The organism is Vibrio sp. 10N.247.310.17 (assembly GCF_041466605.1).
In the GTDB taxonomy this organism is placed as follows: Bacteria; Pseudomonadota; Gammaproteobacteria; order Enterobacterales; family Vibrionaceae; genus Vibrio; species Vibrio tasmaniensis_A.
The window spans coordinates 47,259-66,184 of sequence record NZ_JBFSTC010000007.1; the positions used below are offsets into that span (position 1 = coordinate 47,259).

Below are 18,926 nucleotides of genomic sequence, written 5' to 3' on the forward strand. Positions count from 1 at the left end.
ACTTGATTGTATAAAAATAGCCTTTTAAGGTTGCTTTATTTTTGCGCACACATAAAAAAAAATCCCTTGATCTTTGAGCAAAATGGGCAATGGATTTTGGATGATTAAAATTAAATCTAGGTGGTCAAAATGGAAGCGAGCGCACGAAATTTAGACTGAAAAAAGTCGTAAAGTTATGTTAATTACAACTCTTTTCAATCGTCTTTTTCTAAAAGATTTTAAGCTGGTGATATTAATAGTTATCGGGTGAGATTTTGCGTGTGGACTATGTAGTTAACATCTACATTTGTGCCCAAACGATAAGTGTCCGTTAACGGGTTGTAGTGCAGTCCTGTAATCCCCAATTCTTGCAGCGGAGTGTTGTCTATCATCTTGATAAGTTCCGCTGGGCGAATGAACTTTTCGTGGTCGTGAGTACCTTCTGGGACAATCTTAAGTAGCTTTTCTGCACCTACTATAGCGAATAGGTAAGACTTAAAGTTACGGTTCAATGTCGAGAAGAACACATGGCCGCCCGGTTTAACCAACTTTGAACAAGCCGAGATAACCGACTGTGGGTCTGGTACGTGCTCTAGCATTTCCATGCAGGTCACCACATCGTAAGTTTGTGGGTTTTGCTCAGCATGATCTTCAATGGTGCTTTGAATGTAATCAAGCTTGGTGCCGGTTTCTAATGCATGCAGACGAGCGACTTCTAGCGGTTCTTTACCCATATCTAAACCAGTGACTAGCGCACCTTCAACGGCCATGCTCTCAGCCAAAATACCGCCACCGCAGCCAACATCGAGAACTTTCTTGCCAAATAGGCCTTCGGTTTTCTCTAGAACGTAATTTAGGCGCAGTGGGTTGATTTGATGTAGTGGCTTAAACTCGCCTTCTAGATCCCACCAGCGCGACGCCATGTCTTCGAATTTTTTGATTTCTGCTGGGTCTACGTTTTGTGATTTAGTCATAATCGGCATTTCCAAGTTAAATAATGCATCCATGAAATTGCAGGCATTATAACTTGCCTTTTCCTGCTGACCAGAAGATCTACAATTTTGCTAGTTTATTGAGTGTAAAGTGACCATGTTTCAGCAAGATATGACGCTGAGGTGCAATTTCTCATCAATAGATTGGCTACAAGGGTCACAAGATGGTAAAAGGAGAGGGAAAGTGATGCCTCCGTAGGTAAATTTGTGTTATATTTTTCGGTCTTATACGTATTCAAAAATACGATCTGACTATAGAGGGAAAATGGCTCTATGAGCGATCTAGCGAAAGAGATCACGCCCGTAAATATTGAAGATGAGCTTAGAGGTTCATACCTAGACTACGCGATGTCCGTCATCGTTGGTCGTGCCCTTCCAGATGTGCGTGATGGCCTAAAACCAGTACACCGCCGCGTTTTGTTCGCGATGAATGTATTAGGTAATGATTGGAACAAAGCATATAAAAAGTCTGCTCGTGTAGTAGGCGATGTAATCGGTAAATATCACCCACACGGTGATAGTGCGGTATACGAGTCAATTGTTCGTATGGCTCAGCCGTTTTCACTACGCTATATGTTAGTCGATGGCCAAGGTAACTTTGGTTCGGTTGACGGCGATTCAGCTGCGGCAATGCGTTATACCGAAGTTCGTATGTCAAAAATAGCTGGTGAGCTATTAACGGATCTTGATAAAGATACGGTTGACTTCGTTCCTAACTATGATGGAACCGAGCAAATACCAGCAGTTTTACCAACAAAAATACCAAACCTATTGGTTAACGGTGCTTCTGGTATCGCAGTAGGTATGGCTACCAACATCCCGCCACATAACCTTGGCGAAGTTGTTGATGGCTGTTTAGCATTTATCAATAATGAAGACATCACTATTGATGAGCTAATGGACTACATCCCGGGTCCAGACTTCCCGACAGCAGCATTAATCAGTGGCCGTAAGGGCATTGTCGATGCATATAAGACTGGCCGTGGCAAAGTTTACATGCGCTCGCGCGCGAACATTGAAATGGAAAAGAACGGTAAAGAAACAATTATCGTTACTGAAATTCCATATCAAGTGAACAAAGCTCGTCTGATCGAGAAGATTGCAGAACTTGTAAAAGACAAGAAAGTTGAAGGCATCAGTGCACTACGTGACGAATCTGATAAAGATGGTATGCGTATTGTTATTGAATGTAAGCGTGACGCTGTCGGTGAAGTTGTACTAAACAACCTTTACTCACAAACTCAACTGCAAACAACTTTCGGCATCAACATGGTTGCTCTGAACAACGGCCAACCACAACTTTTCAACATTAAAGATATGTTGAAGTGTTTTGTTGATCACCGTCGTGAAGTTGTGACACGTCGTACTATCTTCGAATTGAAGAAAGCGCGCGACCGTGCACATATCTTGGAAGCTCTATCTTTAGCGCTTGCAAACATTGATGAAATCATTGAACTGATCAAGAACGCACCAACACCAGCAGAAGCTAAAGTTGGTCTAGTATCTCGTGGTTGGGATCTTGGTAACGTTGCATCAATGCTTGAACGTGCTGGTACTGATGCAGCTCGTCCAGATTGGCTTGAAGACCAATACGGTATCCGTGATGGTCAATACTTCCTAACGGAAACTCAAGCGCAAGCTATTCTAGAACTTCGTCTTCACCGCCTAACTGGCCTTGAGCACGAGAAGATTCTAGACGAATACAAAGCACTTCTAGAAGAGATCGCTGAGCTAATGCATATCCTTGCAAGCACTGAGCGTTTGATGGAAGTTATCCGTGAAGAACTTGAAGCGGTACGTGATATCTATGGCGACGAACGTCGTACAGAAATCACAGCAGCGGTTCATGACATCGACATGGAAGAGCTAATCGCTCAAGAAGACGTTGTAGTAACGCTTTCTAACGCAGGTTACGTTAAGTACCAAATCCTAAGCGACTACGAAGCTCAGCGTCGTGGTGGTAAAGGTAAGAGTGCAACTAAGATGAAAGATGAGGATTACATTGAGCGTCTGCTTGTTGCTAATACTCACGATAACATCTTATGTTTCTCTACTCGTGGTAAAACGTACCGCCTGAAAGTTTACCAACTGCCTCAAGCAAGCCGCACGGCTCGTGGTAAGCCTATCGTTAACATTCTTCCTCTAGAAGAAGGTGAGCGTATTACGGCTATCCTGCCTGTTTCTGAGTTCTCTAACGAGAAATTCATCTTCATGGCAACAGGCGACGGTACCGTTAAGAAGACATCACTGGATCAATTCGCAAACGTACGTGCTAACGGCCTAATCGCAGTTAACTTACGTGACGATGATTCACTGATTGGCGTTGATATTACTGACGGTAATAGCGACATCATGCTGTTCTCGAAGTCGGGCAAAGTTGTTCGCTTTAACGAGGACAAAGTACGTCCAATGGGTCGTACTGCCTCTGGTGTTCGTGGTATGAAGCTTCCAGAAGACGATCAAGTGGTTTCACTGATTGTTCCTTCAAACGAAGGCGATATCCTAACTGTGACTCAAAACGGTTATGGTAAGCGTACTGAGCTGGCTGAATACCCAACGAAAGGCCGTGCAACGCAAGGTGTAGTATCTATCAAAGTCTCTGATCGTAATGGCCCAGTAGTTGGTGCTGTTCAGGTTGAAGAAGGCGATGAAATGATGATGATCACCGACGCAGGTACACTAGTACGTACTCGCGTTGCGGAAGTAAGCCAAGTTGGTCGTAACACTCAAGGTGTAACACTGATTCGTACTGCTGAAGACGAGAATGTTGTAGGTCTACAACGTATCGACGAAGTAGAAGAAGCTGAGATTGTTGAAGGCGAAGAAACTGAAGAAGCAAATGCTGACGCAGTGAACGCTGAAACGGCTGTTGTTTCTGAATCAAGTGAAGAGCAAGCATCTGATGCTTCTGACTCTGAAAGTGATAGCGAGCAAGACACTGAGTAATCTCGATTACGTTAAGTAATTAAGCTTACCAATGAAAAAACCGAGCCTAAGTGCTCGGTTTTTTATTACCTGTCGTTTCACTTCTCTTCTCATGTGGCTTATGGTTTATGGCTTAGGTCTGAGCACCAATCTTAACCTATCGCTTTTATGCAAAAGTTTGAGCACTAAATCTCGAACGCTAAACTTTGATCAATAACGAGGCAGTACGAAAACGATAGAGTAGAGGTAGATCTAAATAAAAGGGATGTGGAATGGATATCTGGTTGTTGGTTGCGTTGGTACTAATGAGTCTGTTTTTGATCGCGGTCGTTATTGCCGCGAGCAACAATGGCAGCCACCTAAAAGGCAATGTGGTGATTTCTCTTACTGCAGTGGCTTTGAGCGTGCTGGTCTGGTCTCAACTGAAACAAGATTTACCTCAACTTCCTTTGGATGATAGCAATAACTACACGGCAACAGATTTCGAAGACGAGCTTCAGCAAAGCCTTGAGCAAGACCCGAATCAATCCGACTTGTGGTTTAAGCTAGGTGGTGTGTACATGCAGAAAGGGGAGTTTGATGCGGCATTCACTTGCTACGATTATGCGATTCGCTTAGATCCTCAAGCGCCTTCTGGCCTCTATGCTGCCAAAGCAACCGCACTTTATTATCTGAGCTCTCAAGCGATGAGTGATGATGTTAATGCGTTGCTGGAGCAATCAATGCAGCTTGATCCCAATGATCGTACGGCATTGATGTTGATTGCGACCGATCACTTCATCAGCATGCGCTATCAACAAGCGATTGATGCGTGGACTCAAATCTTAGATTCCAATCAAAAGGGCATTGATCGTGTCTCTATTATCCATTCGATCAACCAAGCCAAACAGATGATCCGTTAAGCTTGGCTAATTGCTAAAGAGGCGATCTTACTTAAGATCTCATTTCGAAGACTATTGGTTTTCCTGCATTTCGATTAAGCCACCAGCATTGTGGATTTGAGTAAACCCTTGAGCGTGCAAGAATTGATAAGCTTGCCCTGAACGATTGCCACTGCGGCAATACAACACGATGGGCTGGTCTTTATCTATCTTAGCAAAGTGAGTAGCCACTTCAGAAAGAGGGTAGTTGATGGCGTTGTCTAGATGCCCTTGTTCGAACTCTGCAGGTGTTCTGACATCAACCACTAATGCGCCTTCCTCTATTAATTCCCACCCAGTCTCAGCACGCTCAGATGCGTGAACGCTTGAACTGAGTAGTGCAATACATAATGCCGAAAGCGAAAGTAAGATTTTCATTGTTTATTCCTTGAATTGGCGAGTGGATCGGGGTTCGATATTGATGTGTATTCCCCCAAAACCTAAAAAAACCAGCCACACAACAATAGTGTGACTGGTTTTTACTTAATGGTCTAATGGAAGAAACTAGTATTCGTAGTTGGCTTCACGCTTTTCAGCTTGCTCTTCCCATTTAGGAACAACCGTGTCTAAGAAGTGTTGTTTCTCAGCGTTCATCTTATCCATGTCCATTCCAAGCGCTTTTTGAGCCGCTTCTTTTGTCGAGATATCTGGAATCTCGATTGGATCGGTGATGCCTTTCTTCGCCAGTAGACGAACAATCTTAGTACGAGCATCCGCGGCGCGGTCAACGGCAGTACCTAGCACTTCTAGAGCGATTTCAGGTGCGTGCATGTGAATACCGTGAGACGCGATAGCGTAGTCCCAGCGCCATTGAGCGTGACGGATATCGAGTAGGATAGGCTCCATCTCTTGCTCTGTCGCACCCGCTTCCCATGCTGCGCCTGCTTCAAAGTGAGCAGCAACGATTTGTTTCTCGGCTGTCAGCTTCATGTTCAGTACTTGCGCTTTACGGCTTGAAACGATGTTACGCATGGTTTCTTTCGATTGAGTGTGACAGTTTGCACACGTGTCTTCGAAGCGGTCAAATGGGTTACCCACTTTATGGTCGGTATAAACGGTGCCATCTTCTTTGGTCACTTTCGGCATATGACAGTCAGCACAAACGACTTTGTTCTTACCGTGGATGCCTTCGCGCCATGTTTCAAAACCTGGGTGTTGTGCTTTCAGCATTGGTGCTTTCGATACTTTATGCGTCCAATCTTTAAAGTTGATTGCATCATAGTAGCGTTCCATGTCGCCAACGGTTGTACCTTGGTCCCAAGGGAATTTCACACCTTTGGTTGGCCCTGTGAAGTAGTATTCCACGTGGCACTGAGCACAAACTGAAGCTTGTTGGTCTAAGCGGCTTTGTTCATCAAACTTTTTACCAATCGTTTCAAATGCACGTTCAACGTAAGGACGAGTCACCTTAAGTGCTGGTTCACCATTTTTAAAGCCTTCGCTTTTGGTATCGTGACAGTCTGAACAGCCAATAGGGTTAATGATCTCGTTACCAAGACGCGCCCACTTACCTTCGAAGTAACCATCTTCGCCACGCTCTTCGATAACACGAGCGACATCTGGGCTCTTACAACTCCAACACGCCATTGGCATTGGGCCAGAGCTTTCGTCTGTTGGGCCGCCAGTACGAAGTGTTTGTCTTACATCGTCAATGGCATAAAAGTGGCCGCGTGCTTTGTTGTAATCCTTTGCGAAGCCGTAGCCAGCCCACATGATGACCATGTTTGGATCTTCTTTTAGTGCGTCTTCAATAACTTCGCTTTCTGAAGTCTGTCTCCATGAGTGATATTGATCTGGGTGGTTTTGCTCGAACTGGTCGTTACGAGGGTCGCCAATTTCTTTTTTTTCAGACGCAGCAAAACTGGTCGCGCTTGCTAGTGATGCGCTAACCATTAATAGTGCTGTGACCGAATTACGTATCCAATGCTTTTTCACAGTGATATCTCCAATATACTGATTCTTATACCAAGCGTTGTGAGTTTGCTATTCAAATTAAGAACTGGAGAATTCCTGTTTATATTAATTCATAAACAAACACATTTTGTTACGTGTTGGATATAGCTTGTTTTAGATCAATTAACGGTAGTGACTTCAATCACGTTGAAGTTTATATACCCCTAAAGTGGTATTGATGGTTAGTTTAATTAGAATTTAACTGAGAATTATTATCATATATAACAACCAATTACCTAAATTGACCATGATATAAATAGGGTGATAGCGTTCACAGATTAACCTATCGAAATTTCGCATTACCTAATTAGAGGTATATTCTGATTATAGAAAGCGTTGTGGCTTATCCAAAATAAGAATTGATATCATTTAAGCGGTAATAATATCGTTTAAGGGTACTTTTGTTTAACCGGAATATTATTTAGTTGAGAGTTAAATAATACCGGTATAAGGAAAGGATAAAATGGGCAATATTAAATTGGCCATAGTCATAATGCTTAAATCCCTTCTAGCATTCTGCCTCTATGGTTATTCCATTCATGCTGTTGCTGAGCCTGCTGTTACGCCAGTAGGAGAATCAACAAGACATGAAGTCGAATTAATCCGCGACAAAGACTACAAGTGTGTTCAATGCCATAAAGATTCAAAAGAAACGGTATTGGGTTCACATGGTGAAAGTGCACACGCTTTACTTGGCCGTGAAGTAAATTGTACCGATTGTCATAGTTCAATTAGCCCCGATCACCGAGAAGGTGCACCTGAAGTGGTGAAGTATCGCGCGGCTCAATCACAACCAGGAACCGAAAAGGTTTTCCTCGATCCTAGCTTAATTTTAGATGCCAATAGCCAATGTATCGATTGTCACAAACCTGATGATCTGCGTGAAGCTAGCTGGACTCACGATGTTCACGCGCAAAACTTAACGTGTTCAAACTGTCATGATGTTCATGCGACTGAAGCAAAGGTGTTGGGCTTAGATAAAAAGCAAACCATTAAGCTGTGTGTGGATTGCCATTCAGACTTCAACCAGAAGAAAGAAGGGGAGTAATCTATGAGCTGCTCAAGAAGAAACTTTTTAGCAGGCGCTGGTGCCGTTATTTTTACCACGGGTGTAGCGGGAACTGCGGCGGTGACAAGTCGTAAAACGTTAGCCAATGTTCAAGAAGATGGTGCTAAACGTTATGGAATGATTCATGACGAAACCGCGTGTATAGGTTGTACTGCTTGTACAGAAGCATGTCGTGAAGTGAATAAAGTGCCTGAAGGCGTGTCGCGCTTAGAAATTATTAAGAGCGAACCCCAAGGCGAATATCCAAATGTTGATTACCGTTTTACTCGTAACTCTTGCCAACATTGTGATAACGCGCCGTGTGTCATGGTTTGCCCAACAGGTGCAGCCTACAAAGATGAAAAAACCGGCATTGTCGACGTTCATCAAGAGAAGTGTGTCGGTTGTGGTTACTGTTTGTTAGCGTGTCCATATCAAGTGCGCTTTTTCCATCCAGAGAATAAGTCAGCCGATAAATGTAACTTCTGTCGTGATACCAATCTAGCACAAGGGAAGTTGCCTGCTTGTGTCGAATCTTGCCCAACCAAAGCGCTGACATTCGGCGATTTGAATGACCCTAAGAGTGAGATAAACCAAGTACTTCAATCCGAGGTGGTTTACAGAGATAAAGCCTATCTAGGCACTCAACCAAAACTCTATAAAGTGCCACACCAAAAAGGGGAGATTTGATTATGAGTGCATGGGACGCAGCTTTTCAGTCTGGTACCGTGGTATGGGACTGGATTATAGCAATCTATCTATTTCTCGCGGGGATGTCGGCGGGTGCCGTAATGATCTCCATTTATCTCAAGCGTAAGGTTATTGAAGGCGATCCTGCTCATAATGGTGTGTTAAAGGCGACAGCTTTTCTTGCGCCATTTGGGATCATCTCAGGCTTGCTGATCTTGGTTTTCCACCTGACAAAACCGTTATCCTTTTGGAAGATCATGATCTTCTATAATCCAACGTCTGTGATGTCGATGGGTGTGATCTTATTCCAAGTGTATATGGTGATCTTGTTCCTTTGGATCGGCATTATATTTAGAGATCAAATTGTCGTGTTCTTGAGTGACCAAACATGGTTAAAAGGACGACTCGACTTTGTCGGGAACTGGATTGGCAAATTAGAAGTGTTTGAGAATGCTCTGGAAATATTCCTAGCTGTTCTTGCTTTGATGCTTGCCGCTTATACCGGATTCTTGCTGTCAGCTTTAAATACCTTCCCACTATTGAATAACCCAGTACTGCCGATTTTGTTCTTGTTCTCGAGTTTATCTTCGGGTGCGGCGGCGTGTATTTTATTTGGTGTGTTGGTCTTTAAAGAATCACCTCATAGCCCGAGTATTTCATGGATCCACGGATTTGAACGTCCGGTAGTGATGTTTGAGTTGTTTGTACTTATTACTTTCTTTACTGGGCTTATCTTCGCTGGCGGTCAAAGTGAACAAGCAGTATGGAACGCAATTGGCAGTGGTTTCTGGGCGAGTTGGTTCTGGTATGGCGTCATCGGTGTCGGCATGGTTTTACCGTTGTTGCTGAATGCCGTGACACCAACCTCAATCCGCCATAGCTCGGTGTATATTTTCTCCGTGACTTCGCTAAGCCTAATGGGCGTATTAATGCTGCGAACTTTTGTCCTTTATGCAGGGCAGTTAACGATAGCTTAATTTCGCGCAAGTTTATTAGTGAGCAGATGTTGGATACTAGACATCTGCTTATTAATGAACATGCTTTTAGTAAACATGAGATGCGTGTTCAGATCGGCTCTGCTCTAGCGGAGCCTTATTGAGGTGATATGGTCGGTTCTTTGGGGCTGTTTAGTTTAGTGTTGGTTGCTGTACTCAGTAGCATTATTGGTGTGCATTCGTTTTATCAAATGCTAAACAAACGGACGCAAAATATAAGTTTAATCCGTAGTTTCTCTCTTTCAAGTGCATTGTTTTCTCTCACTTCTGTCGCATTGCTTGGCTATGCTTTTGTCAGTGATGACTTCTCTATTCTCTATGTCGCTGAACATTCAAATACTCAATTACCCTCATTTTTTAAGCTAGCAGCTGTATGGGCAGGCCATGAAGGTTCCTTGTTATTTTGGGTACTGACGATCAGCGTCTGGTCTGGCGTGATTGCCTTACAAAAACACTATTCGAATGAATACCAAAGCCGTGTGTTGTGGGTAATGAATCTATTGCTCGCGATATTTGCTTGGTTCACCTTATTCGTATCAAACCCATTTGAAATGAATTCGATCTTGCCGCTAGAAGGGCGTGACCTTAACCCAATGTTGCAAGATGTCGGCCTGATCTTTCACCCTCCATTACTTTACCTTGGCTATGTCGGCTTTTCCGTGGTGCTGGCATTTGCAGTTGCCGCTTTGCTGGTTGACCCCATAGAGTTTGATTGGGTTGCCCATTGTCGCAGTTGGTGTCTAGTCGCTTGGATCTTTTTAACCGCAGGGATCATTCTTGGCTCTTGGTGGGCGTACTACGAATTAGGCTGGGGCGGCTGGTGGTTCTGGGATCCTGTTGAAAATGCCAGCTTGTTGCCGTGGCTCACTTCGACAGCCTTGCTGCACTGTTTAGGTGTTGCCAAGGGCAAACAACAGCTTCTGAAGTGGTCTCTAAGCCTTGCTTTCATTACATTTTGTTTGAGTATCTTAGGCACCTTTATTGTTCGTTCTGGCGTATTAACGTCGGTGCATGCGTTTGCGGTTGACCCAACCAAAGGTATCGCACTGCTACTTATATTAGTGTTGGTACTGGTGAGCTCATTTTCTCTGCTTATCGTCAGAGGTGAATCTTTTGAATCTAACCCGATTACTAGCTTCGCCAGTAAGAGCTTTTTAAGCCTAGTTGCGGTGCTCATTTTTGTATTAGCGACCGCTGTTGTGGTGTTTGGTACATTTTATCCAATGATCTTTGAACTGCTTGGGCTGGGTAACATATCGGTGGGTGCGCCATACTTTAATCTGTTGATTGCGCCTTTGGCTTTGCTCGCACTTGGCGTGGTTGGCTTAGCCCCATTGTTGAGTGTTAAACCTCAAGCAACCAAAGGTGTTATTTCACTGTTAGCTCTGGTGTCGTTGGCATTGGGTTACGTTTGTTATTCTTGGCAAGTGGAACAAGTCCAACGACAAGTGATGGCTCTGATAACATGGTCACTCGCATTTTGGGTTTTACTCACTCATGTTTATGGCTTAGCGGTCACGCACAGTTCCAAGTTCCAACGAAAAGTCTGGGTGATGACCTTTGCCCATGTCGGTGTCGCGGTCTTAGCTGTAGGCGCTGCAATGAACAGTTACCACTCGTTTGAGCGCAGTTATAAATTAAGCCCAGATGAACAAGTGGAGTTTATGGGCTGGACGCTTGCTCATGAAGATACAGAGCTTTATGTCGCCTCAAATTTTACCGCTGAAAAGGCGATACTTAAGCTAGATACTGGCGAGCAAAGTTTTTCTATTTCGCCGGAAAGAAGACATTATCAAGTTCGAGTGATGAACATGAGCGAGCCCGCAATGAAATGGTTCTGGCATGGCGATGTGTATATCACCATGGGTGAGAAAGTTGACGCTACCGCTTATGCATTTCGAGTTCAGTACAAAGCGTATGCTCGTTGGATATGGCTTGGTGGGCTGTTCTCAATTCTAGGTGCTGTGCTTTCACTGACCAATCGTAAAAAGAAAACCGTTAAGGCTGCACAGTATGCATACCAGCGTTCGTAATAAACTCATTGCTCTATTTTCAGTGGCTGTTGCTTTGGTCGTTGCATTTTCATATGCGCTCGACAGTAAGCAACAAACGACCAGCGTTTCAGAGCAAAAAAGGACTTTCCCTGAATTTACGGCAGAAAAACTCGTTACTGATGAGTCATTCGATTCTGAAGCATTAAGTTCTGAAATATTAAGCTATGAAACGGCTAAGCTTACGCTCGCTGATATTACTCAACATCCTTACCAACTGGTCAATGTATGGGCTTCATGGTGCGGAATATGTAAAACCGAGCACGCTTTTTTACTCGAACTACAAAAGGAAGGTATTCCAATTGTTGGTCTCAATTATCGAGATAACCCCGGTGCTGCGCTCAATGTATTGTCCAACGACGGCAACCCATACGCAACTGTGATCAGCGATCCTCAAGGGAAGTTGGCGTTAGAACTCGGTGTAATCGGTACTCCTGAGACGTATTTAGTCGATGCTGAAGGCCAAATAGTGAAGAAGTTGCTAGGCGTGATTAATGAATCGGTTTGGCGCAAAGAACTCGCTCACTATTTTAAAGGTACAAATGGATGATGAAGTTCCTGCTCAACATAGTGCTCATACTTAGCGCTGCTATTGTCGTCAACTTCCCTGTATTAGCTGAGGATTTGTTTACGGCGAGTGATAAAGATACAAGCATTCAGGTAGAGTTATTTGAGTTTGAAAGCCTTAATCAACAACAGCGTGCTATTAGTTTGGCAAAATCGCTGCGCTGCCCACAATGTCAGAATCAAAATCTGATTGAGTCGAACTCTCCCATAGCAAAAGATTTACGCCTTGTTGTATTCAATATGGTGAAAGCAGGGAAGAGCAACAATGAAATCACTCAGTACATGACAGAAAGGTTTGGTGAATTTGTGCTTTATAAGCCAGCAATGAGTGTTTCAAACATATTACTTTGGGTGTTACCGAGTCTATTATTTCTTTTGTTTGTATATTTATCAGTAGCGAGTGTTAGGAATGACTCATAAAAATTGTGTATTACTGTTTACCAATTGAGCTGTATTTTGTAATATTAACGGATTATAAAGGCTAAGCACTGTTATATAAGGATGTGTTTGTGGATAACGTAATCTCAAATTTAAAAAAAGAGTTCTATACTCATGTCCGTTCTGATAAATGGGCAGAAAAATACAGTGCAAAGTCGAGCATCTCTACACTGACACAAGAAGAGTTAAGTGAATTAGAAAATGCTTGGGTGCAGCTTGTTATCTGGAAGCAAACTCAACTAAGCTGATCGTTCCGCAAAAAGTGTAGTCTTAGCCGCAATTGATTGATTTATAACCCCATGTTGGTCATCCCAACGTGGGGTTTTTTGTTACCTAGAAAATTAATTGTTATAATATAACAATTTGTACGTGGTCGACCTTGAAAAAAATTGTTAACAGCCTCATAGTGTCTATCATTAGATAGTTAGCTACAAAATATTGCCTAGACATATAGTGTAGTGTTGTTAAATACATCGAATTTTCAAGTGAGTATAGCTATGGCGGAAGTGCGTGCCAGAATAGATTTCAAAGTAGGGGTAACAAGCAGTATTGATGCTGAACTTCTGTCTTTTCATGGATTGAAAACAGATAAAGAGCATGTTGCTGTGATATTTAAATCAGCGGATAAGACACAAGACATACCTCTTGTTCGTATGCACTCTGAGTGCCTGACTGGTGATGTTTTTCATTCTTCTCGCTGTGACTGTGGTGAGCAGTTAGATGAAACCATCAGAATTATGGGTGAGACGGGGGGAGTGATTCTTTACTTACGCCAAGAAGGTCGTGGTATTGGTTTGTATAACAAAATCGATGCGTACCGTCTGCAAAGCGAAGGCATGAACACCTATGAAGCGAATAACCACCTAGGTTTTGGTGATGATTTACGCGACTTTACCGAAGCGGCAGAAATGCTTCGCGCTTTAGGAACCACAAAAATCCGCTTGGTTACTAACAACCCTAAGAAGATCAATGAGCTGAAATCTTTCGGTATTGAGATTGAAGAAGTGGTGAATACTTCTGCACATATCAAGTCGGGAAATGAGAGTTACCTGAAGGCGAAAGTCTCACACGGTAAGCATAATCTGGATATTTGATAAGCTTCCTTTTATTGCTATAGCACAAAAGTATTTAAAGACCTCACAAATGTGAGGTTTTTTTGTATTTATCTTGCAATAAAATTGTAAGTTTGTATTATTCAAATCTGTAGTGTAAATGATAATGGTTTGCACTATTACTACGAATAATAATTCAAAGCTCAACAAGGATGCTTCATGACCATTAAATCTTTAGTGACAAAAGCCGTAACTTCGTCACTCATTTTTGCCTCTGCTTCTTCTTTTGCAGCAGTAACTCAAGATCAAGTTGTAGAACATTACGCCGATATTGCTCATGCAGTGTTTGCAGATTCAGTAATTACAGCAAAAGCGTTGAACTCTTCTATTGATACCTTCTTAGCTTCTCCGTCTGCTGGCAATTTCGAACAAGTAAAGCAAGCTTGGCTAGACTCTCGTGTACCTTACCAACAGTCTGAAGTATTTCGCTTTGGTAACGTTGTTGTAGATGATTGGGAAGGCCAATTAAATGCATGGCCGCTAGATGAAGGCCTTATCGATTACGTTTCGACTGATTACCAATATGAACTTGGTAACGAAGGCGCTAGCGCAAACATCGTTGCAAATAAGACTTTCCAAATTGGTCAGACAACAGTAGACGCAACTAACATTACTCCAGAGCTAATTGCAGACCTGAACGAGATCGGTGGTTCTGAAGCGAACGTAGCGTCTGGCTACCACGCGATTGAATTCCTACTTTGGGGCCAAGATTTAAACGGTACTAACAGCGGTGCAGGTGAGCGTGCTTACACTGATTTCGTTGTTGGTGCGGAGTGTACTAATGGTAACTGTGACCGTCGTGGCGCATACCTAAAAGCATCAGCTGAACTACTTATCCAAGACCTAGAGTGGATGGAAAAGCAGTGGGCTGAAGGCGAAAAAGGCAACTACCGTCAAGAGCTTCTTTCTGAATCTAGCGAGAACGGTCTACGTAAAATGCTATTTGGTATGGGCTCACTATCTCTAGGTGAACTAGCGGGTGAGCGTATGAAAGTTGCACTAGAAGCAAACTCGACTGAAGACGAGCATGATTGTTTCTCTGATAACACGCATAACTCTCACTACTACAACGAGCAAGGTATCTACAACGTATACACTGGCTTGTACAAGCGTGAAGATGGTTCTCTACTTTCAGGTCCTAGCCTGTTTGACCTCGTTGAGCAAAAAGACGAGCAAGCGGCGAAAGAGATTCAAAAGCAGTTTGACCTAGCACGTGCGCAAGTTGGTCAACTTGTTGTGTCAGCAGAGAAAAATAACCAGCACTTCGATCAGCTAATTGCTGCTGACAATGCTGCGGGTAACGCATTAGTAAACAAAACTATTGTTGCGCTAGTGTCTCAAACCGCTGCAATCGAGCGTGCTGCTGGTGTTATTGGCATTGATAGCCTAAACCCAGACACAGCGGATCACGAGTTTTAAGAACCCGAGGCCAAATCAATGTAAGGGCTCTTATTGAGCCCTTAATTGTTTGTTATTCAAAAAAGTTACTCCCTAATAAAAACTAAAATCAAAAACACAGCAAGGCAATGTATGAAGTCGTATCTCTCAGCCTCACTATTAACCGCACTGTTTTTCTTATCTCCATTGCACGCCCATGAAACCTACTCTGGTGGCAAAACCACAGTAAAGAAAGAGGGCGCGAACGCTTTTTCTCTTCCTGCAGCCAACCTTCCAATGAGCAAACGTTTGGATTTCAGCGTAGGTAACAGCTTCTTTAGAAACCCTTGGGTTCCTGCGCCGTCATCAACCGATGCGCGTGATGGATTAGGTCCATTGTTCAATACCAACGGTTGTCAAAACTGTCACATCAAAGATGGTCGTGGTCATGCGCCTGAAAAAGATGACCAGAACGCGGTTTCATTGTTGGTCCGCTTAAGTATCCCTGCTGAAACGCCAGAGCAGAGACAAGCCTTCATTCGTGATGGTGGTATTCCTGAACCAACTTACGGCGGCCAGTTACAAGATTTCGCGCTTCAAGGTGTAAAACCCGAGGGCAAAGTGAACATCAGCTACACCGATGTTCCTGTTGAATTCAAAGACGGTACAGTCGTTACTTTGCGTAAACCAATTTTAAAGATTACTGATCTTGCCTTTGGCGAGATGCATCCTAAAACTGAGTTTTCAGCTCGTGTTGCGCCGCCAATGATTGGCCTTGGTTTACTTGAAAGCATCCCGCAAGAAACGATTCTCGGATTTGCTAAACAGCAGTTGGCCGACAAGCAAGGTGTTTCAGGCAAAGCGAACTACGTTCTTGATGTTCAAACTAACGATATGGCGTTGGGTCGATTCGGTTGGAAAGCTGGCCAGCCAAACCTAATGCAGCAAAATGCGGCTGCGTTTAACGGTGATTTGGGCTTAACGAGTCGCTTATTCCCGAATGAAAACTGCACATCAGCGCAATCAACCTGTGATGATTTCCAAAATGGTGGCGAGCCAGAAGTCAGCGACAATATTCTAGATTTTGTTGAGTTCTATTCGCAGCATTTAGCGGTCCCTATTCGTCGCAACGTCGACAACCCAGCCGTCGTGCAAGGTAAAAAATTATTCAAAGACGTTGGTTGTCAGAGTTGCCACCAAGCTGAAATTCGCACAGCAGAGCGTGAAGGGTTACCTGCGTTGTCTAAGCAATTAATCAGTCCGTATACCGATATGTTGTTGCACGATATGGGGGAAGGCTTAGCCGACAATCGCCCTGAATATCTTGCCAATGGCCAAGAGTGGCGTACGACGCCATTATGGGGATTAGGCTATACCAAAGAAGTGAATGGTCATACGTTCCTGCTTCATGACGGTCGCGCAAGAAACGTTATGGAAGCGGTACTTTGGCACGGTGGTGAAGCAGAAATGGCGAAACAAAACGTTTTAGCTCTTAGTAGCAGCGAACGTGAAGCGCTATTGGCGTTCTTAAACTCGTTATAGGCTGAGTTGAATTCAGTTTAGTTAACGGCTAGTGACTTAAGAAAGCCGCTATCAAACCACTTAGCACCGCTGAACTTGTAGGAATACGAGGTCAGCGGTCGTTTGGTATTTAATGAACTCATATAATTAAAAGAAAAATTAGGAAGTAAGGTAACAGCATGACGCATAAATTTTTGTTAATGCCTTTGTCGGTATTAATCATGGCAGGCTGCCAATCATCGGGTGAACAAGCTGCTTCATCTGAGGTTAACGGTGTGTCTTATCAAGCTGATACGACCGACCACATCAGTCGCAGTGTCTATCAACAAGAGTTTGATTCTGCCGTCCTATTCGCCAAGCAAGCCAATGAGCTAGAAGTCTTGATGCAGGGTTACTGCCAAACTAATGATGTTGAGTTAGATGCTTTGAAAAGTCAGTGGCAGCTCACCATGAACAGTTGGATGGCACTGCAAGGACAAGAAAGAGGCCCAACTGCGGCACTTGAAGAGAGCTGGAATATTCAATTTTGGCCTGATAAGAAGAACACCACCGGTCTTAAAATGCGTCAATTGACTCAGCAGGATAAAGCATGGTCTCAAGACGAAATCGCACAGCAGAGTGTGACCGTTCAAGGGCTGGGTGCGTTGGAATGGTCGCTTTATGACGAGCAATCGTCACTGCTTCAAGACAAAGCACTAGGCTGCCAATCATCACAAGCGATTACTGAAAACTTAGCGATTAAGTCATCTTCGATTGCACAGGCATGGCAGGTTAACCCTTGGCTAGCGTTAGACGAGACTCGTTGGGAGTCTGAATACATCGCTTTATTGACCAACCAACTTGATTACAGCATGAAAAAGCTGAGTCGTCCGATGGCTAAAATCGGTCATCCGCGTCCTTACTTCTCAGAATCATGGCGTGCACAAACTTCGATGACTCAACTAAAAGCGAATGTAGCAGCACTTCAGAATTTGTACCTAGCCGATGGCAATGGCCTAGACGGCTTGTTGAGAGAGAAGGGCTTAAATGACCTTGCTGACCGTGTTGCTGACCAGTTCACGCTAACGTTAGATACTTGGCCTACAGACTCAAGTTTGTTCGAGTTGCTGCAGAGCAAAGAGGGCTATCGAAATGTGCTGACTCAATACAACAAACTAGAACGTTTGAAGTACCTGATTCATGAAGAAGTGGCAATAGAGCTTGGCGTGGTAATAGGATTTAATGCTACCGATGGTGACTGATACTACACGAAGAACGCTACTCAAGGCTGTACTGGGTTGTGCTGCTGTACCTGTACTTCCGTTTGGCTGCGCTAGTCGCTCTGGCGCCGCAAGCACATCTAATGATCCTCAACTGATCGGCTGTGCGCTTAATGGTCGTGGCCAATATTCAGCGGTTGTGGCTGACGAATATGGTATGCCGTTGAGTCAACTGCCGATCCCAGATCGTGGGCATGGCGTCGCAATTTGCCCAACATCATCACATGCGGTGGTTTTTGCTCGTCGTCCTGGTGACTATTTTATGGTGTTTGACTATAAAAATGGTCAGCAGATCAAGATGGTTGTGAAAGGTAACAATCGCCACTTCTATGGTCATGGCGTTTACTCATTAGATGGCAAGTTACTGTATGCCACGGAAGGGAAAACCGACAGTAGCCAAGGTGTGATTGGTGTTTACGATGTCTCACAAGGCTATCGTAAGGTCGAGGAGTTCACTGGCTTTGGTATTGGCCCTCATGAAGTGATCATCATGCCGGATGGAAATCTCGCGATCGGCGTTGGCGGCGTTCATACTGACGGTAGAACACCGAAAAACTTGAATTCAATGCAACCGAGTTTAAGTTATGTTTCACCTGAAGGTGCGCTGCTTGATCAGGTTGAATTGCTAGACAAGAAGCTGAGCATTCGACACTTAGCCCATGATGGTGCTGAAACCGTACTATGTGGCCAGCAATATCGTGGTGAACCAGATGAGTATCCTTCACTTTTGGTGATGCATACCAAAGGCGGGCAGTTTGAATCACTGAATGCAGAGCCTGAGCAGTGGGCAAGGTTCAATCACTATATCGCCAGTATTGCGGCGTCAGATGATTGGATTATTGCGACTTCGCCAAGAGGCAACTGTTATGGTATTTGGTCTAAAGAGACTAAAGAGTTAGTGGAACTCTCTGCGTTGTCTGATGCTTCTGGCGCAGTGCTGCTTGATGGTGAATTTCGACTCAGCTCTGGAGCGGGCAGTGTGGTGAGCCAACACAAGCCTTATGAGAAATCAACTCAGCAATCATCGGTCCAGTGGGATAACCACTGGAGTGCAATCTAGTTCATAAAACTCCTTAAAAAATAACATGCTTACTTCTAT

At 43.9% G+C, this 18,926-nt stretch carries 17 protein-coding genes; 14 read left to right on the plus strand and 3 right to left on the minus strand.

What is annotated here, in order from left to right; genetic code table 11:
* Positions 1 to 239: 239 nt before the first annotated feature.
* Positions 240 to 986: a bifunctional 2-polyprenyl-6-hydroxyphenol methylase/3-demethylubiquinol 3-O-methyltransferase UbiG gene (gene ubiG / locus AB6D80_RS03995; protein ID WP_017101817.1), complete on the minus strand. Its 747-nt coding sequence runs from the start codon at positions 984 to 986 to the stop codon at positions 240 to 242.
* Positions 987 to 1,244: 258 nt separating this feature from the next.
* On the opposite strand from ubiG, the gene gyrA reads away from it, so the two are divergent.
* Both gyrA and AB6D80_RS04005 read left to right on the plus strand, forming a co-directional pair.
* The gene (gyrA, locus tag AB6D80_RS04000; protein WP_017106649.1) at positions 1,245 to 3,917 is read left to right on the plus strand and encodes a DNA topoisomerase (ATP-hydrolyzing) subunit A; all 2,673 of its coding nucleotides are present in this window, start codon (positions 1,245 to 1,247) and stop codon (positions 3,915 to 3,917) included.
* Between the two features lie 251 nt (positions 3,918 to 4,168).
* Complete coding sequence (locus tag AB6D80_RS04005) at positions 4,169 to 4,798, plus strand: tetratricopeptide repeat protein (RefSeq protein WP_372187819.1); 630 nt, start codon at positions 4,169 to 4,171, stop codon at positions 4,796 to 4,798.
* Positions 4,799 to 4,849: 51 nt separating this feature from the next.
* On the opposite strand, the gene AB6D80_RS04010 is transcribed toward AB6D80_RS04005, so the two are convergent.
* Positions 4,850 to 5,194: a rhodanese-like domain-containing protein gene (locus AB6D80_RS04010; protein ID WP_372187821.1), complete on the minus strand. Its 345-nt coding sequence runs from the start codon at positions 5,192 to 5,194 to the stop codon at positions 4,850 to 4,852.
* 126 nt (positions 5,195 to 5,320) lie between these two features.
* Entirely contained in the window at positions 5,321 to 6,751 is a 1,431-nt protein-coding gene (nrfA, locus tag AB6D80_RS04015; protein ID WP_174208773.1) for an ammonia-forming nitrite reductase cytochrome c552 subunit, read from the minus strand.
* A gap of 481 nt (positions 6,752 to 7,232) precedes the next feature.
* Here nrfA and nrfB point away from each other — a divergent pair, with 481 nt between their 5' ends.
* The 12 genes from nrfB to AB6D80_RS04075 all read left to right on the plus strand — a co-directional run bounded on the left by nrfB (position 7,233) and on the right by AB6D80_RS04075 (position 18,887).
* Complete coding sequence (gene nrfB, locus AB6D80_RS04020) at positions 7,233 to 7,817, plus strand: cytochrome c nitrite reductase pentaheme subunit (protein WP_009848843.1); 585 nt, start codon at positions 7,233 to 7,235, stop codon at positions 7,815 to 7,817.
* Positions 7,818 to 7,820: 3 nt separating this feature from the next.
* Positions 7,821 to 8,507 (plus strand): cytochrome c nitrite reductase Fe-S protein, encoded by a 687-nt coding sequence (gene nrfC / locus AB6D80_RS04025; protein WP_012604317.1) that lies wholly within the window; start codon positions 7,821 to 7,823, stop codon positions 8,505 to 8,507.
* Between the two features lie 2 nt (positions 8,508 to 8,509).
* Complete coding sequence (gene nrfD / locus AB6D80_RS04030; RefSeq protein ID WP_102258305.1) at positions 8,510 to 9,484, plus strand: cytochrome c nitrite reductase subunit NrfD; 975 nt, start codon at positions 8,510 to 8,512, stop codon at positions 9,482 to 9,484.
* A gap of 128 nt (positions 9,485 to 9,612) precedes the next feature.
* A complete protein-coding gene (locus AB6D80_RS04035) occupies positions 9,613 to 11,535 on the plus strand; it encodes a heme lyase CcmF/NrfE family subunit (RefSeq protein ID WP_372187823.1) in 1,923 nt (640 codons plus the stop codon).
* Positions 11,516 to 12,103 (plus strand): DsbE family thiol:disulfide interchange protein, encoded by a 588-nt coding sequence (locus tag AB6D80_RS04040; protein WP_371709173.1) that lies wholly within the window; start codon positions 11,516 to 11,518, stop codon positions 12,101 to 12,103. Before AB6D80_RS04035 ends, AB6D80_RS04040 begins: the two co-directional genes overlap by 20 nt.
* Positions 12,100 to 12,540 (plus strand): cytochrome c-type biogenesis protein CcmH, encoded by a 441-nt coding sequence (locus tag AB6D80_RS04045; protein ID WP_065680452.1) that lies wholly within the window; start codon positions 12,100 to 12,102, stop codon positions 12,538 to 12,540. Before AB6D80_RS04040 ends, AB6D80_RS04045 begins: the two co-directional genes overlap by 4 nt.
* 89 nt (positions 12,541 to 12,629) lie before the next feature.
* On the plus strand, positions 12,630 to 12,806 hold the full coding sequence (locus AB6D80_RS04050) for a hypothetical protein (RefSeq protein ID WP_009848837.1): 177 nt from the start codon (positions 12,630 to 12,632) through the stop codon (positions 12,804 to 12,806).
* 249 nt (positions 12,807 to 13,055) lie between these two features.
* Positions 13,056 to 13,652, plus strand: coding sequence for a GTP cyclohydrolase II (ribA, locus tag AB6D80_RS04055; protein ID WP_009848836.1), 597 nt, complete (start codon positions 13,056 to 13,058; stop codon positions 13,650 to 13,652).
* 177 nt (positions 13,653 to 13,829) lie between these two features.
* Positions 13,830 to 15,089: an imelysin family protein gene (locus AB6D80_RS04060; RefSeq protein ID WP_009848835.1), complete on the plus strand. Its 1,260-nt coding sequence runs from the start codon at positions 13,830 to 13,832 to the stop codon at positions 15,087 to 15,089.
* Positions 15,090 to 15,200: 111 nt separating this feature from the next.
* Positions 15,201 to 16,589, plus strand: a complete 1,389-nt coding sequence (locus AB6D80_RS04065; RefSeq protein WP_372187825.1) for a di-heme oxidoredictase family protein — start codon at positions 15,201 to 15,203, stop codon at positions 16,587 to 16,589.
* Positions 16,590 to 16,747: 158 nt separating this feature from the next.
* Positions 16,748 to 17,809, plus strand: coding sequence for an imelysin family protein (locus AB6D80_RS04070; protein WP_102258311.1), 1,062 nt, complete (start codon positions 16,748 to 16,750; stop codon positions 17,807 to 17,809).
* The gene (locus AB6D80_RS04075) at positions 17,799 to 18,887 is read left to right on the plus strand and encodes a DUF1513 domain-containing protein (RefSeq protein WP_372187826.1); all 1,089 of its coding nucleotides are present in this window, start codon (positions 17,799 to 17,801) and stop codon (positions 18,885 to 18,887) included. Before AB6D80_RS04070 ends, AB6D80_RS04075 begins: the two co-directional genes overlap by 11 nt.
* Positions 18,888 to 18,926: the final 39 nt, after the last annotated feature.

Excerpts from the sequence above, each read along its gene's own strand:
- ubiG (WP_017101817.1), bottom strand. The coding sequence starts at position 986 with ATGGATGCATTATTTAACTTGGAAATGCCGATTATGACTAAATCACAA.
- gyrA (WP_017106649.1), top strand. The coding sequence starts at position 1,245 with ATGAGCGATCTAGCGAAAGAGATCACGCCCGTAAATATTGAAGATGAG.
- AB6D80_RS04005 (WP_372187819.1), top strand. The coding sequence starts at position 4,169 with ATGGATATCTGGTTGTTGGTTGCGTTGGTACTAATGAGTCTGTTTTTG.
- AB6D80_RS04010 (WP_372187821.1), bottom strand. The coding sequence starts at position 5,194 with ATGAAAATCTTACTTTCGCTTTCGGCATTATGTATTGCACTACTCAGT.
- nrfB (WP_009848843.1), top strand. The coding sequence starts at position 7,233 with ATGGGCAATATTAAATTGGCCATAGTCATAATGCTTAAATCCCTTCTA.
- nrfC (WP_012604317.1), top strand. The coding sequence starts at position 7,821 with ATGAGCTGCTCAAGAAGAAACTTTTTAGCAGGCGCTGGTGCCGTTATT.
- nrfD (WP_102258305.1), top strand. The coding sequence starts at position 8,510 with ATGAGTGCATGGGACGCAGCTTTTCAGTCTGGTACCGTGGTATGGGAC.
- AB6D80_RS04035 (WP_372187823.1), top strand. The coding sequence starts at position 9,613 with ATGGTCGGTTCTTTGGGGCTGTTTAGTTTAGTGTTGGTTGCTGTACTC.
- AB6D80_RS04040 (WP_371709173.1), top strand. The coding sequence starts at position 11,516 with ATGCATACCAGCGTTCGTAATAAACTCATTGCTCTATTTTCAGTGGCT.
- AB6D80_RS04045 (WP_065680452.1), top strand. The coding sequence starts at position 12,100 with ATGATGAAGTTCCTGCTCAACATAGTGCTCATACTTAGCGCTGCTATT.
- ribA (WP_009848836.1), top strand. The coding sequence starts at position 13,056 with ATGGCGGAAGTGCGTGCCAGAATAGATTTCAAAGTAGGGGTAACAAGC.
- AB6D80_RS04060 (WP_009848835.1), top strand. The coding sequence starts at position 13,830 with ATGACCATTAAATCTTTAGTGACAAAAGCCGTAACTTCGTCACTCATT.
- AB6D80_RS04065 (WP_372187825.1), top strand. The coding sequence starts at position 15,201 with ATGAAGTCGTATCTCTCAGCCTCACTATTAACCGCACTGTTTTTCTTA.
- AB6D80_RS04070 (WP_102258311.1), top strand. The coding sequence starts at position 16,748 with ATGACGCATAAATTTTTGTTAATGCCTTTGTCGGTATTAATCATGGCA.
- AB6D80_RS04075 (WP_372187826.1), top strand. The coding sequence starts at position 17,799 with ATGGTGACTGATACTACACGAAGAACGCTACTCAAGGCTGTACTGGGT.